The sequence below is a fragment of the Leptothoe sp. EHU-05/26/07-4 genome, assembly GCF_043421015.1.
GTDB classification, from domain to species: domain Bacteria; phylum Cyanobacteriota; class Cyanobacteriia; order Phormidesmidales; family Phormidesmidaceae; genus Leptothoe; species Leptothoe turfae.
Genome location: NZ_JAXSQV010000007.1, coordinates 1,323,185 through 1,342,947 on the forward strand (window position 1 = coordinate 1,323,185; position 19,763 = coordinate 1,342,947).

9 protein-coding genes are annotated in these 19,763 nt (G+C 47.8%); 2 read left to right on the forward strand and 7 right to left on the reverse strand.

The features are described from left to right. Positions 1-6: 6 nt before the first annotated feature. From U2F10_RS30395 to U2F10_RS30425, 7 genes are all read right to left on the reverse strand, one after another. Entirely contained in the window at positions 7-2,166 is a 2,160-nt protein-coding gene (locus U2F10_RS30395; protein WP_499058160.1) for a hypothetical protein, read from the reverse strand. Between the two features lie 141 nt (positions 2,167-2,307). After that, complete coding sequence (locus U2F10_RS30400; RefSeq protein ID WP_499874136.1) at positions 2,308-4,425, reverse strand: OmpA family protein; 2,118 nt, start codon at positions 4,423-4,425, stop codon at positions 2,308-2,310. 140 nt (positions 4,426-4,565) lie between these two features. Continuing rightward, positions 4,566-8,726 carry a TonB-dependent receptor gene (locus U2F10_RS30405; RefSeq protein ID WP_499874138.1) on the reverse strand — a complete coding sequence of 1,387 codons (4,161 nt, stop codon included), beginning with the start codon at positions 8,724-8,726 and terminating at the stop codon, positions 4,566-4,568. Then, positions 8,726-10,261: a DUF11 domain-containing protein gene (locus U2F10_RS30410; protein WP_163703077.1), complete on the reverse strand. Its 1,536-nt coding sequence runs from the start codon at positions 10,259-10,261 to the stop codon at positions 8,726-8,728. Before U2F10_RS30410 ends, U2F10_RS30405 begins: the two co-directional genes overlap by 1 nt. A gap of 741 nt (positions 10,262-11,002) precedes the next feature. Next, the gene (locus tag U2F10_RS30415; RefSeq protein WP_163703078.1) at positions 11,003-11,584 is read right to left on the reverse strand and encodes a hypothetical protein; all 582 of its coding nucleotides are present in this window, start codon (positions 11,582-11,584) and stop codon (positions 11,003-11,005) included. A gap of 107 nt (positions 11,585-11,691) precedes the next feature. Continuing rightward, positions 11,692-14,439, reverse strand: coding sequence for a DUF7925 domain-containing protein (locus U2F10_RS30420; protein WP_499874139.1), 2,748 nt, complete (start codon positions 14,437-14,439; stop codon positions 11,692-11,694). A 633-nt stretch (positions 14,440-15,072) separates the two neighbouring features. Continuing rightward, positions 15,073-16,530, reverse strand: coding sequence for a GAF domain-containing sensor histidine kinase (locus U2F10_RS30425; protein ID WP_499874140.1), 1,458 nt, complete (start codon positions 16,528-16,530; stop codon positions 15,073-15,075). Between the two features lie 453 nt (positions 16,531-16,983). Between U2F10_RS30425 and U2F10_RS30430 the strand changes: the two genes are divergently transcribed. Next, positions 16,984-18,996, forward strand: coding sequence for a protein kinase domain-containing protein (locus U2F10_RS30430; RefSeq protein WP_499874141.1), 2,013 nt, complete (start codon positions 16,984-16,986; stop codon positions 18,994-18,996). A gap of 65 nt (positions 18,997-19,061) precedes the next feature. Beyond that, positions 19,062-19,757, forward strand: a complete 696-nt coding sequence (bioD, locus tag U2F10_RS30435; protein ID WP_499874143.1) for a dethiobiotin synthase — start codon at positions 19,062-19,064, stop codon at positions 19,755-19,757. The last annotated feature ends 6 nt before the right edge of the window (positions 19,758-19,763 follow it).

The following is a 19,763-nucleotide window of genomic DNA, read 5'->3' on the forward strand; positions in this document are numbered from 1 at the left end:
GATCTCCTATTCATCTACCTTGGTGGTAAACCGGAAATACCCATAGGCATTGGTGGGAGTCCCTTGTCCAGTGGTATTCGGGAATGTGGTCAACCCGGTCGGATCACCCGTTGTTCCCGTAATATCCACCACGACTACTTCATCGCTAGCGGTAGTACTAAACGAAGAGAGATTACAGGTGGGTGTCGCAGGCAGACTGCCCACCGTGGTCACCTCTCCCCGGTCGGTGGCCGTATCACTATCGTCAGTGAGATTGTAGGTGGTGCCGCCAATCACTAGCTCAATATCGTTGCCGCCATACTGGCCAGTTACAAAACTCTGATTCGGCTGAATCCAGTCACAGATTCTCACGTCTTCCGCTGCACTATCTCCCGCATTGAGGAAATAGACGGTGTATTCAATCTCATCACCGGGCTTTACTAGGCCTGCATCCAATTCACCCACTAGATAACCCGCTGGCCAATTGCTTTCGTCATCGGCAGAGTTAGCAACACCATCATTAACAATCTGGGTGAGGTCATGACTGTCATTAGGATTGGTGGTGAGCCCATTAATGGCAGTAATGCGTTTAACCAGAACAACATCTGGATTAGTTGATACTGCTGTCGTCGTAATCTCAGTACAATCATCCACCGCTGACGTATTCGGATCATCCGATACCCCCGAACCCGTATTTCCACTGGTCGCTCCGGTATAATCAATGCTCGCCTGGTTACAGACCAATTCCCCTGCTGTCGCTGTCACTGTCACATCAAAGGTCATTGTCACCGAGTCATTAATATTGACCTGCCCCCCCTGGGATGCATTAGCCCCCGTCCCCACACGAAAGATCACATTACTGCCATCAAATTCCGCTTCGTCATCCCCGGAACCATCAGTTTTTGTTACACCATTAATTTTCAAAGACCCCGGCACAAAAGTAGTTCCCGTCGGGATCGCGTCCGTAATCACCGTATTTGTAGAATTGTCATTCCCCGTGTTGGTTACCGAAATGGTGTAAGGCATCGTATCGCCTGTGGTGTAGGTTGTTGAGGGAGTTGTTTTCTCAAACTGGGTGACCAAATTGGGCTCAAACACCTCTACAGCAAAGAAATAGGCGAGAGGCCAGATACCATCTCCTTGACTTTCTAAGGTCAGGTCAATACTTGTGGCATTGGTAGGGATTACGTTATTCGTTTGGTTCCAGATAGTTAGATCTAAATAGTCAATATCAATGACCATGTTGTAGGGGTCATTGGGGGTTCGGCTAGTCACATGGTTACCAAATTTAGAAATTGTGCCATTGAAGAAGTTATTGGCTGGGTTCAGGCTATCCGTAATATTGTTATTGTTGATATGCAGGAAATCATCTGGTTGGTCCACTTCTCCATCGTTAGCAATGGCCCCCATGAAAACATCAAACCCTGTAGTAGGTGGAGTTCGGATACCAGTTAAGTTAAATGTTTTAAGACTGTTACGAACCACATCGTGGCCATCGAAGATAGAGATATTACGAATTGGTTGAGTCGAATCTTCATAGACCACTACAATCGACCAACCTGCATTGGGATAGGTAAATCCTGCACCCGTATTAGATTGAACGTTTGCGACAGTATAGGTGCCATTACCTGCCCCTTGAACTAGAGTTGTAATGTCTGCGAAAGCTCCGTAGGTATGCCAGGAACCAAAGTCAGTACGGTCGTTTTGATCGTCAGCAGTAATTGTTTGATAGGTACCGCTGCCCGGAATTTGCAGTGACACTTGGTTAAATCCAGTCAGGTTAGGAGCTGGAGTTGTGCCAAATCCTTCCAGACTGCCCCCCCAATAAAGAGCTGCAAACTGCACATTTGCCCCGGCAGGAATATTTAATTCTGCTGCACTGGAGTTAAAGGTGGAGCCATCACTATCGATATCCAGCATCTGCATGGCTAAGCCGCCATTATTATTGCCTCTTGTTCCGTTGGCAAGACCATCTGCACAGGAGGCGTTGTTGCGATCGCAAATCACTGACGCATTACCAATCGCTTCAATATTGCCAGATAGTTCAGTATTGTAGCGCTGGTCAAAATTAGGATACGAGGGATTAGCAAGGGCCTTGGTAGGAATACCGACCATGAGGAGAAATAAACTAGCGGTTAATTTAACCGAAGTGCTTGGGGATAAATATTTAAGAACAGAATGTGACATTAGCTAAAAATCTCCTCGGTATATCCTAGACGCATAGCGTCATCCTGGAATAACAAGTTCAGAGTTGTTAGGACCAGTAAATAATTAATGCTTGAGTTGTTCACAGCCAGTAGCCTAAGTACAATGCTGCCTTTAGGCGAACTACTGCTCTATTTGCAGATCATTCTCTTGATCCACAAAGGTAATTTCCACACCTCGGACATCGCTGAACACAAACTCCACCCGGCGATTGCGTGCATAGTTCACCCGGTCAATTTCCTCCACTAAAAGTTCAGTCTCTCCAAAGGACCGAATCGTCATCCGTTCAGGGGCAATTCCTTTTTGCATCAGATATCGTCGTGCATTATTTGCCCGACGTCGAGCCAGGTCCTGGTTATAGGCCACGCTTGCCCGAGAATCAGTATGCCCGTGCAAATCAACAACTATCGATGGGTATTGCTGCATTACCTCAGCAATTTGGTCTAAAATTACCGCGCTATTCGGGTTGATGGAGTCTTCGTCAAGACCATAGTGAACATTGCGAGGAACTTGGAGGCGGATGATTTCGGGTTCAGGTGCGGGGGGGGCAGGTGGTGCCGGAGGAGCTGGTGCAGTCGTGCATTCAACACTCTTCGCAGTCACTGATCCCATACGGTTGGGGCGAGTTGGATTGGTTTCGCCTAGGGCAACGACTGTGGTGTTGAGGGCAGGCTCAGAGGTACCGTAGTTAGGATCAGTGGAAATACCGCTGATCACATCGCCAGGTTGTAGGTCCGCTGAGGGATAGCTAAATGTTCCCGCCTCATCTACACTGAACGTCGCCAATGGTGTTGTCAGAGGACCATATTCGCCTGTATTACCTCGGGTGAGATAGAGCTGTACCGTGGAACCAATATCGGCTTTACCCTGGATCACCACCTGACCATCAATGACAAAGAACTCAGGACTATCAAACTGGGGAGGATTGATAGCACTATTACCCGTATCTCGCCGCCGCTGATTGGAATCTCGTAGTGGGTTGGGGCCATCTCCCCGCTGAAAGTCTTGCACACCTCGATTACGACGGGTATTGAGGTCAATACTCAAACCTTCCAGATTTTCAAAACGATTGTTCTCGATCACATTACGCTGGCTGTGGGTAGTGCCCCCTTGGCTGAAGGCAGTAACCACCACACCAGGTCCTTTTTGGTTCGCGATTTGATTATCCACCACCCGGTGATCATTACCCATCAGGTAAATAGCCGCCCTTCTCAGGCGTTGACCATTAAAGCGAATGTCGTTGTTGCTAATCTCTACGGCACCCTGGGGTTTAAACAGGAATATACCACTACCGTCATTGCCACACATCAAGTTGCCACTAATGAGACTATTATCAATGTGACCTTCTAGGCGAATGGCATCGGGCATACCCGCTAAACCATTGTTGACAATCAGGTTTTCAACAACTTCTAAGTTCTCAGCCTGAGCCCCTGTGATCACTCCACTGCCATCGTGGTAGGAAATACGATTATGGCGCAGTTTCACCCCCTGACTGTTAAATACGGATACCCCAAAGGCAGAGGGTTGTTCAGGTACCGTATTATCCGTAGGAATACCAATCCAGTTTTGCTCAATGACAATACCCTGGGGCGGATGATTCTCATCATGGAACGAGAAATTATTCGCCGGGATATGCTGCTGACTAATATCCGGTGGGGGCAGCTCATGGGCAATAAAAATATCAGCCGGTGGAGTAGATTCGGTAGCCCTGTGCTGTGAGGTAAATCCATACAAACTGAGGCCACGAATGGTGACATCGTCTGCAACGATAGTTAAGCCTCGAAAAACCTCAGTATTGTCAGCCGGGGTAATCTCCACCATTGGGATTGCCACTAAAATTTCTGCTGTGGCTGATTTGGTGGTATCGTAACCAGGCTGGGTGGTGCCATCAATGACTAGGTCAGGCTGAGCTAAAACTGGTAACAGTGACTGTAGTTCAATAGTCGTGTTATCTGCGGGTAAATCAAAGGCAATGACGGAATTGCCAGAGCTAGGGGTTACTTGTTGCTGTTCTGCGGCACTGAGATCGGCTAAGTTGAGGGTGCCGTTGGTAATTGCGATCGCTTCTCGCAACGTCAGCTGCTCATCGGGAGTCATTGGCCCATCCTGAGAGCTATTAACCGTAGCCTGTACCGTAGGAAAATCAAATGCGACTGAAGTTTCAGCAACGGCAGTAGTTGCTGTCACTGTTGTTAACAGAAGAGCAGTGGCTAAGGTACGAATAGATTTTTGATAGGTCATGGCTCTGGCATCCGAAGCATTAAAGAAGAGAAAATAGAAGATGATTTAGGCCTAAGTATTGATTAGGGTGTTCCATTTAATTCCCTCCCAGGAGAGAAGAAGATATTGGCCTGCGTATTGAGGAATTACAGCACTCAGTTTCATAGCGCTTGCCCATCAATAGAGAGCTGCCCTGTATCTGTTTCGCTATTATCAGGTGAAGCCTCAGATACGTCTTCCTCCGTTGGCTCCTCCATGGATTCAGGGGCCTCGAAAGATGCTTCCTCTACTGCCTGTTCACCTGGAAAGATGATGTCGGTGGTATCTTCAAAGAAGATAATCGGTTCCTCAGATTCCAAGGCAGATTCCTGTTGTTGTTCTGGGGCAATGTCTTGCAAGCCAAAGCCATCGAATAGGCTATTAATCTTGGCTGACACACCTATATAAAAACCACTGGCTGTGCGATTTACACCAAAGTCGTCATCGTAGGCACCGCCACCACTGTAGCCTCCATAGATGCGCATATCAGGTGTGGGATAATAACCTGCTTCGAGGGCATAGCCAATCTCACTGTAGTCTCCAAGACCACCAAACCATCGGGCTTCACCACTAATATCCCAGCTGTACCCTAACCGATACGTCGCCCTCATCTGAGCTAAGTGTAAGTTGTTGTTAGAAACAAAGTCACCGCCCACATCTGCTGGTAGATTAATTCGGGTCTGGGTTGTGCGGAAGGCATATTTGCCGTAGAGTTCCCAACGCCAGTTGGGGGTATAGAGGGCTTCTGCTGAGAATAAATGTTCAGAGGTATCAATGCTGCGACCAAATAGAGCGTTAGTGGGTAACGTGTTGGGGTTGATGCGATGCTCGTAACGGAGTAAGGCATTAAATCGGTCGTCGTTAGGGTCACGATACGCTAAACCCAGTTTCAGGTTGCTAGTGGTGCCAATGTTGCTGATGCGCTGGTTTGCAGCTCTATTCAGTTGATAATTGAACAGAGCGCTGACGGCTGGTGTTAATCGTCCTACAGCTGAGGCATTGAGAACGGTATTGGTGCCCTGGGAAGAGTCACGGTGCTCAAAGCGGGCGCTGGCTTGTAGGTCTGGGTTGTCTGTATAGGATAGTCCAACACTATAAGTATTAGCATTGATGGTGCCGAGGGATGAGCCACCTGTACCTACAGCAAAGGGCTGACTAAATTGAGACCCTGCGGCTGTTCCACCGAAGATGCTATTAAACGTGCGTTCGTAGCCTAAATCAAGCCGTAAACCAGGGGCTAGATTAAAGCCATGCTCAATTCCGACAGCTCCACCCAGGTGTTGTCCATCGATGCTGCTAAAGCGTCCTCGCAGTGTGGTGTCTTGGCCCAAGGCATGTTCTCCAGAGAGATCAACAATGGTGTAGGAGTCGCGATCGCTAAAGCCATTGTCACCATAAAAGATTTGTCCCAGTCCCAAATTAATGCCAGGCATCACTTCCCAATCGAGACCAAAATAGGTGCGACTTGGGTAAAGCGGATCGCTATCGGAGGAGAGATTTAGCTCATTTTGGGCACGCAGTGTTAACTTATCGGTTAAATGGGTGGTTAGTCGGGTACGCAGTTGATCGGAACTAGCGCTTAAGCGATCGGGGTTAGTGCGGTCAGTGCGATCGCGATGAATCCAGTCAAACTCCAGATTGCTATTGCCTAGCCGCTGTGCCAGACCTAATGAGTAAGTGGTGAGTGAGTTATCCACCCGTCTGCCGGGTACCGGGTCTTGGCCTGGTTCTAACAAATCTTCGAGATTGATTAATGGCCGCGGTGCTACCCCATCGTTATCTTCATGGTCAAATTGGGCACGAATCGTCGTATTTCTGCTGACTTTGAAATTAGCTTGGGCACCGTATCGGGTTTGTCCGGGCACAAAGCTAGTGGTGGCAGCGTTGGTAAAGCCTGAATCAGTAGAACGCCAATAGGCCCGACCATTTAACCAGTCACCAACTGTGCCATCTAACTCGACGCGATAGGCAGAACCACTAATGGGACCAGACAGGTCAAAATCACTTTCTGAATGGGCAATCTCCGCCACCAGACGACTGCTTTCTCCCAGGGAGAACTGGGCATCGGCACCAAATAAGGTAAAGTCTCGATTTCCCTGGTTTTCTCGCAGATAGGATGCGCCGAACCAGGATTCTTGATTGAGTGTACGATCAAAATTGTACTGTAGTCGCCCAGCCAGAATATTAGTATCTGTGTCGTCCCCTTCAAACTGATAGGTGACCACAATGCGGCGTAACAATACTGTACCAAATTCACCAATTGCCGTTTGGGTGACTGGATCGTCAAATAACAGAGTGCCGCGATCATAGTCGATATCATAATCTGTGTTGCGATAGAGCCGCTCTCGATCGACAATGGTACCAGGTCGATCGAGTTCTTCGGTTTCGATATAGACTTGTTCACTACCGGAAATGACTAGCCGCCGTGAGAGGAAATAAAGACCACTGGTGCCATCTGGAGCAATCGTATCGCGTTGGAATCCTTCAACATTGTCGCCATACAGACCGGTAATGGCCAGATCACCCAGGTTATAGTTCAGCTTAAAACCATGGAGCTGTCGGGAGGTAGAGGTAAATAGCTGGGATGAGTTAGCAAACTCTTCGGTGTTGTAGTCCCCCCACATAATGTAGTCAGCAGTTGCACCTTCGACCGGTGATGTTCGTTCTAAACGCAGGTACAAATTGTCGGTGGAAGGGGTGGTAACATCCAGTGTGGAGTCATCACCGTAGACAGGGTAAAGATTACTACAGCTGCCTGAACTTTGACGGAAAAGAGCTGTTTCTCCACGACAATCTTCATTCAAAGGTCGATCGCTATTAAAGGCCCCCGTCAACAACCATTCACCCAGGTTCCCCATGGTAAAGAGAGAAGCGTCTAGATCGAGGCTGTAGTCGTTATCTCCATCTGGGGGCAAGAAATCTCGCAGACTGCTGTGGAAGTTAGTACCCCGTGCCCCCCATCTCAGGTCAACAATACCGGTGGCAATACTGGGGCGTTGGGGAGTGATAAACTGCACCTGGTTAAAGGCTTCCAGACCATTGGTGGTGGCTTGTAGTTGGACCATATGGGATTCCAGCGATGATTGTAACTCTGCTGAAAAGCGTCCACCTTTGGCTTCTACCTGGAACCCTGGCTGATCCGGGGCATGGTCTACACCGACAAATTCACCATCAGTCGATTCAAGAGTAACAATTGCATCCCAGTGAGAGACATTGCCATGGCTGTCAATTAAGCGACCTTGTAGTGTAGCCGTCGATCGCCCATCGGCTGGAATCTGAGACTCCCGAGAGCGAAGCGTCATCTCTACCGGAGCACCTCTGACCTCTACATCAGTCGACTGTAATATGCTCCCATCACTAGGATGCACTACTGTGATCGTATTGTTACCCTCTGCCAGGGCAACACCATACCAGGTCTGGGTGACTAGACCTGTAGTGGGGTTAGACTCTGTCCGACCAATGAGATCGTTGCTAACTGCCTGAGCATTTACCTGTAACTGAATATCAGCCGTGGCTGGAAAGCGAACAATAACTGTGATTGCAGGGACATCTACAACGCTGCCCACCGTTGGATTTAAGATTTCAATCTGATCGCTAGAAACAGCTTGGGATAGATCTGGGCTAGGTCCAAGCAGATCTTCTATATCCGCCGATTGTTCTGATACAGTCACATTTGTTTCAGGGGGCGTTGGAGAAAATAGCTCAGGTTCAACGGTCTCAGGTGTCTCCGTAAAAGATGGTTTCGCTTCAACGGAAGGTGAGGTTGAGAATTGTGGCCTAATTGGGGTTAGGGATGGAGGAGATTCAATGTTTATGTTTTGGGCCTCTACCACCGACTGCGTTGGTGACTCTGCTGATTGCTCGTCTGATTCCTGGTCATCTGACCCCTGGTTATCAGCCAGCACTGTAGGCGAGATCTCAGGGGAGGATAAGTTAGAAAACTGAGGAATGCCCGAGGTTAATGATGGAAAGACTAATGTGGCTGTGTCACCGCTTTCTATAGCTGTACTGCGAAGAGATAGTCCGAGCAGATCAGGACCTGTTTTGGAGGATGAGAACTTTGGCTCTAAAAATGTTTCAGAACCTGCTGTGTTTGGCATATCTCCATGGAGAGAGATAGCCGTAAAACTGCTAGGAATAGCTTCATAAGATGAATTAGGTGAAACAGGCTCAGGTATATCCTGGGAGGCATAGGCCCAACTATCAATTGATACTGCTGATAAGGCAACTGAGCTAGCTAAAACGCTCCAATAATAAACTTTAGGGTGGCGAGTTAATGACATTATTTAGCTTCCTCCTGGAACGTGGGCGTGACGCCAAAGTTCATGCGAACCATGCCACCGGGAGCAATATTCACCATCCGAGACTGGCTGTTGCGTTCGTTAAAGTAAAGGTTGGGGGCCAGGGTATAACCGGGTAAACTTGTTAAGTCTAGAACTCCACTGCGAGTACCTGGTAACATACACTCTACGGAGTACAAACCATCGGCGTCGGTAACAATCCGGTTGCCATCATCTAAGAAGACTACGGCATTGGGGATACCGGCCTCACCTGGCTGCTGTTCACCATCAAAGTTTTTATCAACAAAGACGCGACCAATTAATGTGGCACAATCTGTGAGAATACCTGGGTCAATGACGAGGCGATGAATGCTGGGACCATCTTGCACAAAGAATTGATTGTCACTACGTTCAGCGGAGACGGATGCGGAGTTTTCGCCATCACCACGCAACGCATCGGGGGTAACGCGAACAGCGTAGAGAACGCTCATGCTTGCATCCACTGGTAAAGGTGTGGTGGTTGTAAAGATGATTTCAGAACCCGAGGCTTGAGCATCCAGAGCAACAGTTTGTTCGTTAAGTACGCCTGTAACGGACTCCGGAATGAGTTGAAATCCTTGGGGAAGAATATCCTCAACGGTAATAGATTCGAGCTCAATATCGGTTAGATTGCGCAATTCTAATCGATAAACAACGGTATCGCCTGGTTGTGCTGCTGCTCGATCAGCTGTTTTTGTAATGCTAACTTGGTTGGGATCACACATCACCATGCCAAGGGCCAGGGAGAATAAGTTTAACCCTTGGGTCTCAGCATTAAAGATTTCCACAACAGTTTCGCTAACTTGGCTGCCGCCACTAGTCCCGATGGGAATACCATCTAAGGCGGTCGCTACATAGCGAATAATCGAGTTGTTAACACCACCGGTGCTGGTAACAAGTTCTAACTTGATGCGACGCTGAGGGAAAACAGAATCTGCTGGTGGATTGACCACTAAAATGTATACAGCATCCGTACTGGTTTGGGTTAACCCTGTATTGATCGGACTTTGTAAGGGGGTCTGTGGATCAAATAAGAAGTTATATTGTCCGGCATCGGCATTGGTTAAGAAAAACGGATTGCTGTTCTCTATGTTGGGAGCTTTACCACCCGGAATTCCATTGTCTTCAATGTCGGGAACCTCTGTACCCGTGAGTGGAACAATGGGACCTAACTCTAAACCACTAGCATCGGGCTCATATAGAGCAACGGAGAAGCCGTCATAGTTGGGCAGCAATTCTCCGTTGCAGCCTAAAATTTGCCCCAGTGGATCGATCAAACTTGCAGTTTCAACAACAATCTCTGCAGATGTGCCACCAAGAGAGATGTTGCGCTCAGCATCTCTATAACTAAAAGCAGCTCGGTTATTGATTTCAGCAGCTCTTGCGATCGCAATAAATGGTGCCTGACCAAAGCTGCCTGCCAATAAGACAGCTATCATTCGATGCATCCAGTTGCGCCAAGCACCTGGTTTGGGTTTAGGTGGTTGGGATAACTTCATTTTTAGCCTCAAACCTGATGAATATTTAAAGAACTAGCGGTAATTGCAGTTGTTACTTGGTGCAAATTTGCCAGGGAGCACTGATGCGATCGCAACAAGATTTATAGAGTAAGCACGACAATTTTTAAGGGCTTATGCCCTTCATGCATGTTTGCAATCTTGTCAGACACTTTTAGGAAAGGACTAGCTGGCTGAACATGTCATAGAAATCTTGGCTGTTAGACCCCGATATCCCAGACTGTGCCATGACGTGAGCTTTCGACCTGGGCTCAAGTCGAAGGGCTCAGCTGAACTACACAAGGCACAGCCCATAAAAAATGGTCTATCTTGAATCGGGTTTAAGGAATTTACAAAATCCTGGTTACTTGTCCCCGATCTCGCAGAGCAATCACAAGGAATGACCTCTACGAAATTGTCCATTTTGAACTGGGTTTACTGAATTTGGATTTGGTATCAGAAACTAAGTACTCACCTATCCTGCTAGGAAGAATACCTTGCTCAATGTCTAAGATGTGCAGTCTATCTTCTGAGAGTAACTGAATGGCAGAGATTCCTTTGACCTCAGGGGTTAATCGTCAAAGGTAAAACTGTTAATAAGTTCTTCAGAGAGATATGGGTAGCAATAGAATCCCTAATTGATTCTCCTGTAATAATGAGAGTATTGCTCGATGTAGAAGAATCGTTCTGGAATGAAAGATTTTGTAGGAGGAGAGTTCTCAACTCTCCTCCTCAAGTTTGGGGTTACTGAACCTTCACGTTATAGAATGCTTTAACGGCCTGGGCAGAAGCGAGATCATCGCTAAAGTTCCACTGCACATGAGTATACATATCAGCAGGGGCAGGCTGTTCTTCAACCGTACCATCGGGCAATGTAACTTCGACCATGGGCTCAGCCACAAAGCTCTCACCACCATCAATGCTATAGATAATCTCAGCATTGCCATCAACTTCAGCAGAACTCAGCTCATAAACGGTCTGAGCAGGAATAGGCTGAGTAATGGACAATCCTTTGGCTTCTACATCACCGGAGTTAGAGCCATCTACGGTATAGCGTAGAACATCATTCGGCTGCACAGTGACTTTACCTTCAAGGGCTTCCCAAGAAATTGTCTCTTGGCCATTAGAATTAAGTTCCACAACCTGCTTTGCGGCACTGAGGGTCAGTTTGACCTCAGGACGCAGAACAGCCTGGACAATAGCATCGGTAACATCTTGCAATTGTGCCAACACTGGCTGATTCATTGCAAATGGGACTGTTCCCACCAAGGCAAGGGCACTTAAGCCCAAGAACAAACGCTTCTTTGCAAAAAGACGCTGCATCATAATTACTCTCGTTTAACTTCAAAGATTTTGCAAGGTTCAAGGTTTGACCTTGGAGCAAGGGACAAACTCTATCAGATCATTCCCTTGCTCCAGGGAATGCATCAGACTTAGTTAATACGACGTTCAAACTCAACGTAGCCAGTCTCTAAGGGCTCAATATCACCCTCAATGTCAAAGGCATATTTAGTGCTGTCTGTGTTGTAAGACGTCCCTGAGATTTCAGTCGTTGGTGTAGCCGTGTCTGGGTTAAATGCTGGATTGCCAGTCGTGCCGCCGCCGTCGCACACTGGACCACCACTGTAGAACACGACACTGCCTGTGGAGCCATCGTCTAGATTAGTTAAATCCACGGAGCTGGGAACATGACGAGTATCCAGGTCGCCATTTATGTCATTGTCAAAGGCCCAGTTATTGGCGTCTGCAACTGCACCGGAACAACCCAACTCAGTGCCATCCTCAAGGATAGTCAGGTCAGAGGCTGTCAATAGTACGTTGCCCTGCATGGGTGCAATCTCAGTTTCAGAGATATTACGGTAAGTCACCCGATAGCGGATATGGTTACCAGGGGCAGGATTACCCGAGACTGCGGGACCATCTCCCTGAACCACCTGAGCAGTCTTTACTAGCTCCAGGAAGCCTGTGTAAACACGGTCGATGGTGACGTTGGTGGTGGTTGATGCATCTAAACCGGTATCAATGCTAGCTGGATCACTCGGATCGGTGACCTCAGAAACGCCGACAAAGGTGGCTTCAATGGGTACGGGGAAGCTATCGAGCTCGTCGATATTCGTGGGATCGTTGGGTAGATCTACCTCAACACCGTAGTCAAATTCGTCGTCACCACCGGGAACACCATCATCGGCCCGTAGGGGAACAATTATATCTGGGTCGGCTGGATTGCTCTTAGACCAGGTGCCAGTGGGCTCATCGTACTCGTATTCAACCCGAGTACCATCAGGAGCGATAATTGTGGCTGTCGTCTCATCGGGTAAGTCGGATGGATCCTGAGGTGCAATGGGCTCTAAACGGACCCAACCATCTTCAGTGGTGTTGACTGCCGGATCGGGGTCAGTATCGTTATTGGCTACCGTATTGGTAAAGGACACAACCGGTGGATCACCATCAGAATAGGGTGCAGACTTATTGGTAAAGTCATCGTTGGTGCCAGTGGGACCCACTGCATCAGGGGCACCGTCAGGACCATTCAGGATATCGGGCTCAGGTTCTGATACCAGGGTGACAATGATAGCTTCACCATCACCGTCGGTGTTATCTCCGGTGTTGTCATCACCGGGAACGGTGGGGGTGTCACTACCGGGGTCTACGCCTTTCTCTAGGAGATCAGAAGGATCGCCAATGTGGCCATCGTCTGGTGTGAAGCCCTCTGGTAGAGGTGTGCTGGGGTCATCAATCACTTCAGGATTAAAGTCACTGAAGGTATCCGTATCAGGATCGTAGTTACTGGGGGTGTCATCACCAGATTCATCCAGTACGGGGAAGCTGAGGGACTCATCTTCTGGTGTTAATGGATCATCTACTGCACCAGAACCGACAACCTGGGCAATGTTAGCAACGGTCAAAGGTGTGGCGGTGGGGTCAACGCCGTCAGCCACAACTGTGATTGTGAACCCAGTTACTGCAGGATCGGTGATTGCGATCGCTGTGTTAGCAGGTCCGATGAAACCGACACGTGTTGTTGCCGCTGCCCCTGGATCAGCAATGGTCCAAGTCGCCTCAAGGGCTGTGTCGGTGAGTGGATCGGAGAGGTTACTGGTGGAATAAACAACGGTCCAGCCACCAGGTGCGGTTGCGCTTTGTAGTGATGTGCCAACTGGAATGGCATCGGACACTAACACATGCTTATCTGGCAATCCATTAATGCTGATGGGCTGTAGATCTGCTGCGATCGCATTACTACCTGTCGGCATAGACGCCTGATCTAAAACATCAACTTCCAGGTTGTAGGTAATGGTGTCGTCCGTTGGGCTAGCTCCATTAACGGTATGGGTGCCAATAGACTTCTTAATCTCAACTAAAGGTTGTTGTAGAGGATCTTCACCAATGGTAATCTCACCCGTAGCACTAGCTTCACGTTCACCGTTAGCCGGAGCATCAGGCCCTGCTTCAGAACCGGTTTGACCAGGATCATTGCTGTCTAATGGATCAAGGTGTACACCTGGAGTATTAGTCGAATTCGCAGCATCAGTTGCATCGTTATCATCGGTGAAGACGCTACCACCAGAGGAATCGTAGGGTTGGTTTTGACCGTTACCAGGGGTGTCACCATAGGTCACGGTAACAATATCATCATCTTGGGCACTGGTGGAAACCTGAACAATTACTTGGACATCAAAGGACTCACCCGGTTGGACATCTTCAATATCTGTCCGATTGCTAATCGTTTCTGTTGCAGGGTCGAAATTTCCGTCCTTGTTGAGGTCGGCAACAATGCTAACCACACTGTCTACGGGACCAGTGAAACCTGCTACCGCAGGTAAACTAATGTCAGTTTCGTCGTTACCTACGTTAGTAATTTCAAAAATATACTCTAATTGTTCACCAGGCCCCGGTGGATCTGCATCTGGAGTAACTTCTTGCGCAGCCGTGTTAACAACCGTGATACCGGCAATCTCAGCGACTTCAACCGTTACTGTGTTAGACGTAGAGGTTTGCGGTGTGCCATCGGGATCACGATAGGTGGCAGTGGCAGTGTTACTAATTTGTGTGCCAGCGGCAGTCCCTTCTGCCAACACAATACCCACTAGGTTAAACACACCGCCCATGGCAAGTGCGGATGCAATAACTGGCTTGCAAAGCTGCCAGCTCAGTTTCTTAGACTGTCTATTCTTTGTCATTATTTCTGAGAACCAATGAATAAATTGAGCAGGTTAGAGAACCACTTTCTTGAAATCAAAGGGCTTATTAGGGGGCAGCGACAGATAATTAAGACTGGAACTACTCACTATGAGGGGCAATTCAGTAGTTCTAGACTCAGGAGAATAAAACTCAAGTATACATAAGAGAGTTTTTTGCCTAATTGTCTAAAATTCCCTAAGCTTTCTGCTAATAATTGATTTGGATTATTAGAGGGCTTTCAGGAAGAATCCGTCCAATTTGTATCAAATAAAAAGAGTTGTGTAGCCTTGTTTTTCTTGGTAAAAAATGAAGATCTATCGCTCTCTTTATTTGTAATTACCCCCCCACATATATTGGATACCCTTTTCTGTAAAATTTGTAGCTAAGTCACATCACTTATTTTGACAGCTAAAATAACGTAGTTTTACAGATAGGAATATGACTTTTTTGTGGGTTTAAATTATCTTTAAAAGCAATAGCAAATATCTTTGAGATCCTACGTAGGTGTTTTTCCTTGTTTCTTTATGAGGAGGTATCTTTTGTCAGGATATTTACTTGGCATCAAACTATAAAAAAGCGAACCTGTTTAACAGGTTCGCTTTTTTATAGTTTGATGATGTTGTCGTTTTTCTCTATTCAACCTCAAAGGGAGGTAAACTCACGATGTATCGATAACCATGATTTGATGAACCTTGAATCGTAATTTCACCGCCATGGATGTCGGTTAGCTGTTGACTCAGTAGTAGACCTAATTCTTGTCGTAAATCAGTAGGCATAGAACCTTCTGTTAGGTCATTTGTATCCAATGGAGACAGGCTCTCTACGATCTCAAAGCCATAGGTGGTGTCTAACGGCTTTGTCGAGGGCAAAAGTTTGTTTTGTTGCCCCCAACTTAAGACTGATTGAGGTAAGTCTTCTCCTAGCCATGGGTTAGAGACCCATGTCGCCAGAGTTAAGCGCTCGTCTTTGCGAGAGATGTGGAGACGTACGGTGCTACCGCTGGTGGAGGCCTTAGCAATGCTGAGGATGAGGTGATAGAGCAATTGTTTAATAATGCGTTTGTCAAGTACCCAGATGCGCGATCCTGGCTCTACTGTCAGATTAAAATTGATTTCTTGCTGCTTAGATCTTGTCTCAATAGGTTGGAGGCTTTGCTGAGCTAGCATTTCAATATCTACGGGAGCGAGCAGTAGCTCACAGGGAGGGTTGTTGAGTGCCCCTAATTCCATAATCTCGTTGGTTAGCGAGAGTAGATTTTGACTGCTGTGCAAGACAATGTTTGCATATTCCTGTTGTTTCTGAGTCAGTGGCCCATAAATTTCTCGGCTTAACATGCTAGCCATGCCGGTGATGGCCGTTAGTGGGTTGCGTAGATCCTGAGTAAGCTGTGACATCAAGTTTGTGCGCAGGATGTTGATGCGACTTTGGCGTTGCTTATCTGAGGATGTTAAATAGTCGTTGCTTTCTGTAGGTTGTTGAATCTTTCCATCTTTTAGCCAGCATTGTTTCTCATATTCACTCATTGCCCATCGTGCATTGAGTTCTAGGATAGCTAAATCTTGTTGCGTATATTGATGTGGCATGATATCCATAACTTCCAATGTGCCAATGCAGCACCTTTCAGACGTCATGAGGGGCACCCCTAAGTAGGCTTGTACACCATATCTCTGTACTAAAAGACTTTTCCTAAATGCTGGATGTTGAGCTACATCCGAGAGCATCAATGACTGACCACTATCTACTACCTGGATGCCAAAGGATTCTATCTTTGGTAGTTCACGGGTAGCCGCTAGTTGATTCATTAACCCTAAGCTAGATAACCCCATGGTGGCTTTGAATAGTTGGTTTTGTCTGTCAAATACACTGATTAAACAGATCGGGGCTGCTAGCAAACGAGAAACGCATTGAGCCGCTTCTTCAAAAATAGGAATTGGCTTGGATGTATCCAGTCTAAGTTGTTCAATGACATTTAGACGTATTTGCTCTCGTGCCATGGGAGACGTTCCATCCAGTGAACATACGGGGCGATGACCAATGGGTTGTTGATTTGGCTGACTATTTGTTGCAGCTGGGGTAACGCCGTAGTGCATTGCAATACTACTAAAAGGGTGGGATCTTGATGACTACATCGTTCCCGAAACTTTATGTTATTGAACGTTAAAGCTCTATAAAACAAGTAATTTGGATATTTTCACACTGATCTTTAATGAGCTCTTTAAATCGATGACACTATCAATTGATGAATGAGGATATGGTGTTCGACATGCTGAGAATGAATAAGCTAAAAATGCTGTTGTATAGATACATAATCTGTGTAAGCTGAAAGCGTTAACAGCCTCTATGGTTAGCTTGTTCAGGACGGTGAATGGCCGGGGTAATGTGGTGTAAAACCGATGCCATTGATTAGTAATTAGCTGATCAATTTAATAGAGTCTGAAGCGATGGAGCATTCATAGAGCATTGGGGTAGAGTGGTATAGCCTGTCTGGAGCCTCAGACCCCAGGGGTTAATCGTTTGATGTCAACATCTTTGGGACGTTTACTATGCAACCTGCCCTAGCCGTCGGCACTCTTTTGCAAAATCGATACCGTATTGTCCGGTTGCTTGGTCAGGGGGGCTTTGGGCGAACCTATCTAACCAAAGACCAGGGACGCTTTGAGGAAGAGTGCGTAATTAAGGAGTTCATGCCTCCAGCAGGGGGCGATCGCTTTTCGAGTAAGGCGGCTCAGTTATTCCAGCGGGAAGCCGAAATTTTATATCAGATTAGCCATCCTCAAATTCCTGAATTTCGTGCAAGTTTTGAGCAGGATCAGCGCTTATTTTTGGTCCAGGAGCATATTGAAGGCCTGACCTATAGAGAAATTTTGCAACAACGTCCGGGACAGGCATTTTCGGAAACAGAGATCCGGGCTTTTCTCGGACAGTTGCTACCGGTTTTGGCTCATATTCATGCCAAAGGCATCATTCATCGAGATATTAGCCCTGATAATATTATTCTGCGCCGCAGTGACCAAAAGCCTGTACTGATTGATTTTGGTGTTGTTAAAGAAGTCGTCACTCGCTTGCAGACGGGGACAACGGCTGTGCAAGCGACAACAGTAGGGAAAGCGGGATATGCCCCTAGCGAACAGCTGCAGTCAGGGCGAGCCTATCCCTGTAGTGATCTATATGCATTAGCGGTAACTGTTTTAGTACTCCTGACGGGTAGAGAACCCCATGAACTATTTGACGATACGACTCTAGGTTGGAAATGGCGGTCGTTTACTCAAGTCAGCGATCAGTTAGCTACTGTGTTAGATAAAGCGTTGAGTTATCGGCCTGGCGATCGCTATCAATCTGTCAGTGATATGGTGCAGGCATTGCAAGGGGGTATGGCTGCGCCTAGATCTCCTCAAAGTCCTGCGGCCAGAGGGCAGCAGCAATCGCCAATTTCTGAGATGCGTACGGTTGCAGTGGGCAGGCCCGTTGCAACTACAGGGGTTACAACTCAAGCAGCATCATCGTCCCGTACACCTAAGACACGAGTAGTCACGTCTACCCAACGTCGGGACACCATGGATAATCCATTGGTCTTAATTGCCCTGTTTCTAGGTGCAATCATTTTGGCGGGATTTGGTGGCTGGGCTGTTGTTAATTACGTATTAAGGCCTTCTCCACCAGATGTGTCAGATGGTGGGGTCCAACCTTTGCCGTTCCCAGAAGATCTAGACGATCAGCCTAGTCAGCCTGATACGCCTACTCCTGAGCCGTTAGATCCACCGATTGAAGATGGGCCAGCTGACTATACAACTTCACTCGCTCTAGCTGTTGGCGATCGGAAAACTGTTGAAGGGGGAATAAAAGAAGGCGAAACCGTTAACTATCAAGTAGAGGCTGAGGCGGGTCAGACCCTGCGGGCAACGATAGAAGGTGAGGGTGTGGTGTTTTCGGTATTAAATGCCGAAGAAAAGGCATTACGCGGTGCCCGCCAAGTGTTGGATTGGGAGGGAGACTTATCAGAGGGGGGTCTCTATACAGTACAGATTCAGACGACTCGCGGTACGGAACAAGGAACCTATGAGTTAGGTGTTGCCCTGGAAGGTCTGGCTGATGATGGGGAGACAACTGATGATACAACTGGTGATGAATCATCATCGACCGATCCGTCTGAGGGAGGGGATGCTACGGACGATGGCTCTAGCGAGCAGCGACCTGATGATGAAGAGGGTGGCGAAGCAGATGTGCAGGAGCAGGTTTCTACCCAGCGAGTACAATTTCCTGAAGGGCAGACGGGGACACTGTTAGCCAATTCAGTCGGACCCGGTAGGGTGCAGCGCTACATGGTGAATGCCAACCAGGGACAGGTCATTACCGTGAAAATCACTCAAGCCAGTGGTCCTGTAACCTTCGATGTGACTTTCCCGGGGGGAGAAGCGATTGCTGAGGCTGAAGGGGTGTTGTATTGGAACAGTGTTTTACCTTTAGGAGGTGATTATGCTGTAGATGTGCGAGCTAGCAGTGAGGCGGACTTTACCTTGGATGTTCAGATTGTTGGCCAAGGAATTCAGAGTCCTTAGGGTAGATATTGCCTTTATATTGAAGAAAAATCGTGGGGTGGGTACGACCTACCATTGTGTGACTAGTGAGTGGATTATTAATTGCAGCGACGGATACGGAGTGTGGCAAGACGGTTTTAACCTGTGCGCTGATAGCCTACTGGCAGCAGTATTGTGCGTCGCGTCGCCTGGGGGTGTTAAAACCAGTCCAAGCCGGTGAAGGTGATCGTGAATTATTCCAGCAAATATTTAATCTGGAGCAATCGCTTGATGAGTTAAACCCTGTGTTTTATGGGGCTCCGTTGGCACCGCCGATTGCAGCGGCCCTAGAGAATACGACGGTAGATTTAGCTCCGGCATGGCAACGTTATACGGTTCTAGATAAAGAATGTGATTGGGTGCTGGTGGAAGGTTTAGGCGGTTTGGGATCTCCGGTGACTAATGAGCTACTCGTGGCGGATCTGGCCGCAGATTGGCGGTTGCCAGTGGTGTTGGTGGTGCCGGTGAAATTGGGTGCGATCGCAGCCACCGTTGCCAACGTAGCCCTAGCCCGGCAACACCGGCTGCAGCTTCAAGGTATTGTCCTGAATTGCACGACACCTGAAGCTGTAGATAAAGTGGAGCAACTCACCCCACCAGAAATGATTAGTGACCTGACTCGTATTCCAGTGCTGGGGGTATTGCCCCATTTTGACGATCCAACAGACTTGGCGCAGTTGAGTGCAGCTGCGCGTGGGCTGAGCCTTGAAGCCATCATGCCCCAGCCATTTTGGGTGGCTTAATCGTAT

Coding starts and splice junctions, on each gene's coding strand:
- U2F10_RS30395 (WP_499058160.1), bottom strand. CDS start 2,166: ATGTCACATTCTGTTCTTAAATATTTATCCCCAAGCACTTCGGTTAAA.
- U2F10_RS30400 (WP_499874136.1), bottom strand. CDS start 4,425: ATGACCTATCAAAAATCTATTCGTACCTTAGCCACTGCTCTTCTGTTA.
- U2F10_RS30405 (WP_499874138.1), bottom strand. CDS start 8,726: ATGTCATTAACTCGCCACCCTAAAGTTTATTATTGGAGCGTTTTAGCT.
- U2F10_RS30410 (WP_163703077.1), bottom strand. CDS start 10,261: ATGAAGTTATCCCAACCACCTAAACCCAAACCAGGTGCTTGGCGCAAC.
- U2F10_RS30415 (WP_163703078.1), bottom strand. CDS start 11,584: ATGATGCAGCGTCTTTTTGCAAAGAAGCGTTTGTTCTTGGGCTTAAGT.
- U2F10_RS30420 (WP_499874139.1), bottom strand. CDS start 14,439: ATGACAAAGAATAGACAGTCTAAGAAACTGAGCTGGCAGCTTTGCAAG.
- U2F10_RS30425 (WP_499874140.1), bottom strand. CDS start 16,530: ATGCACTACGGCGTTACCCCAGCTGCAACAAATAGTCAGCCAAATCAA.
- U2F10_RS30430 (WP_499874141.1), top strand. CDS start 16,984: ATGCAACCTGCCCTAGCCGTCGGCACTCTTTTGCAAAATCGATACCGT.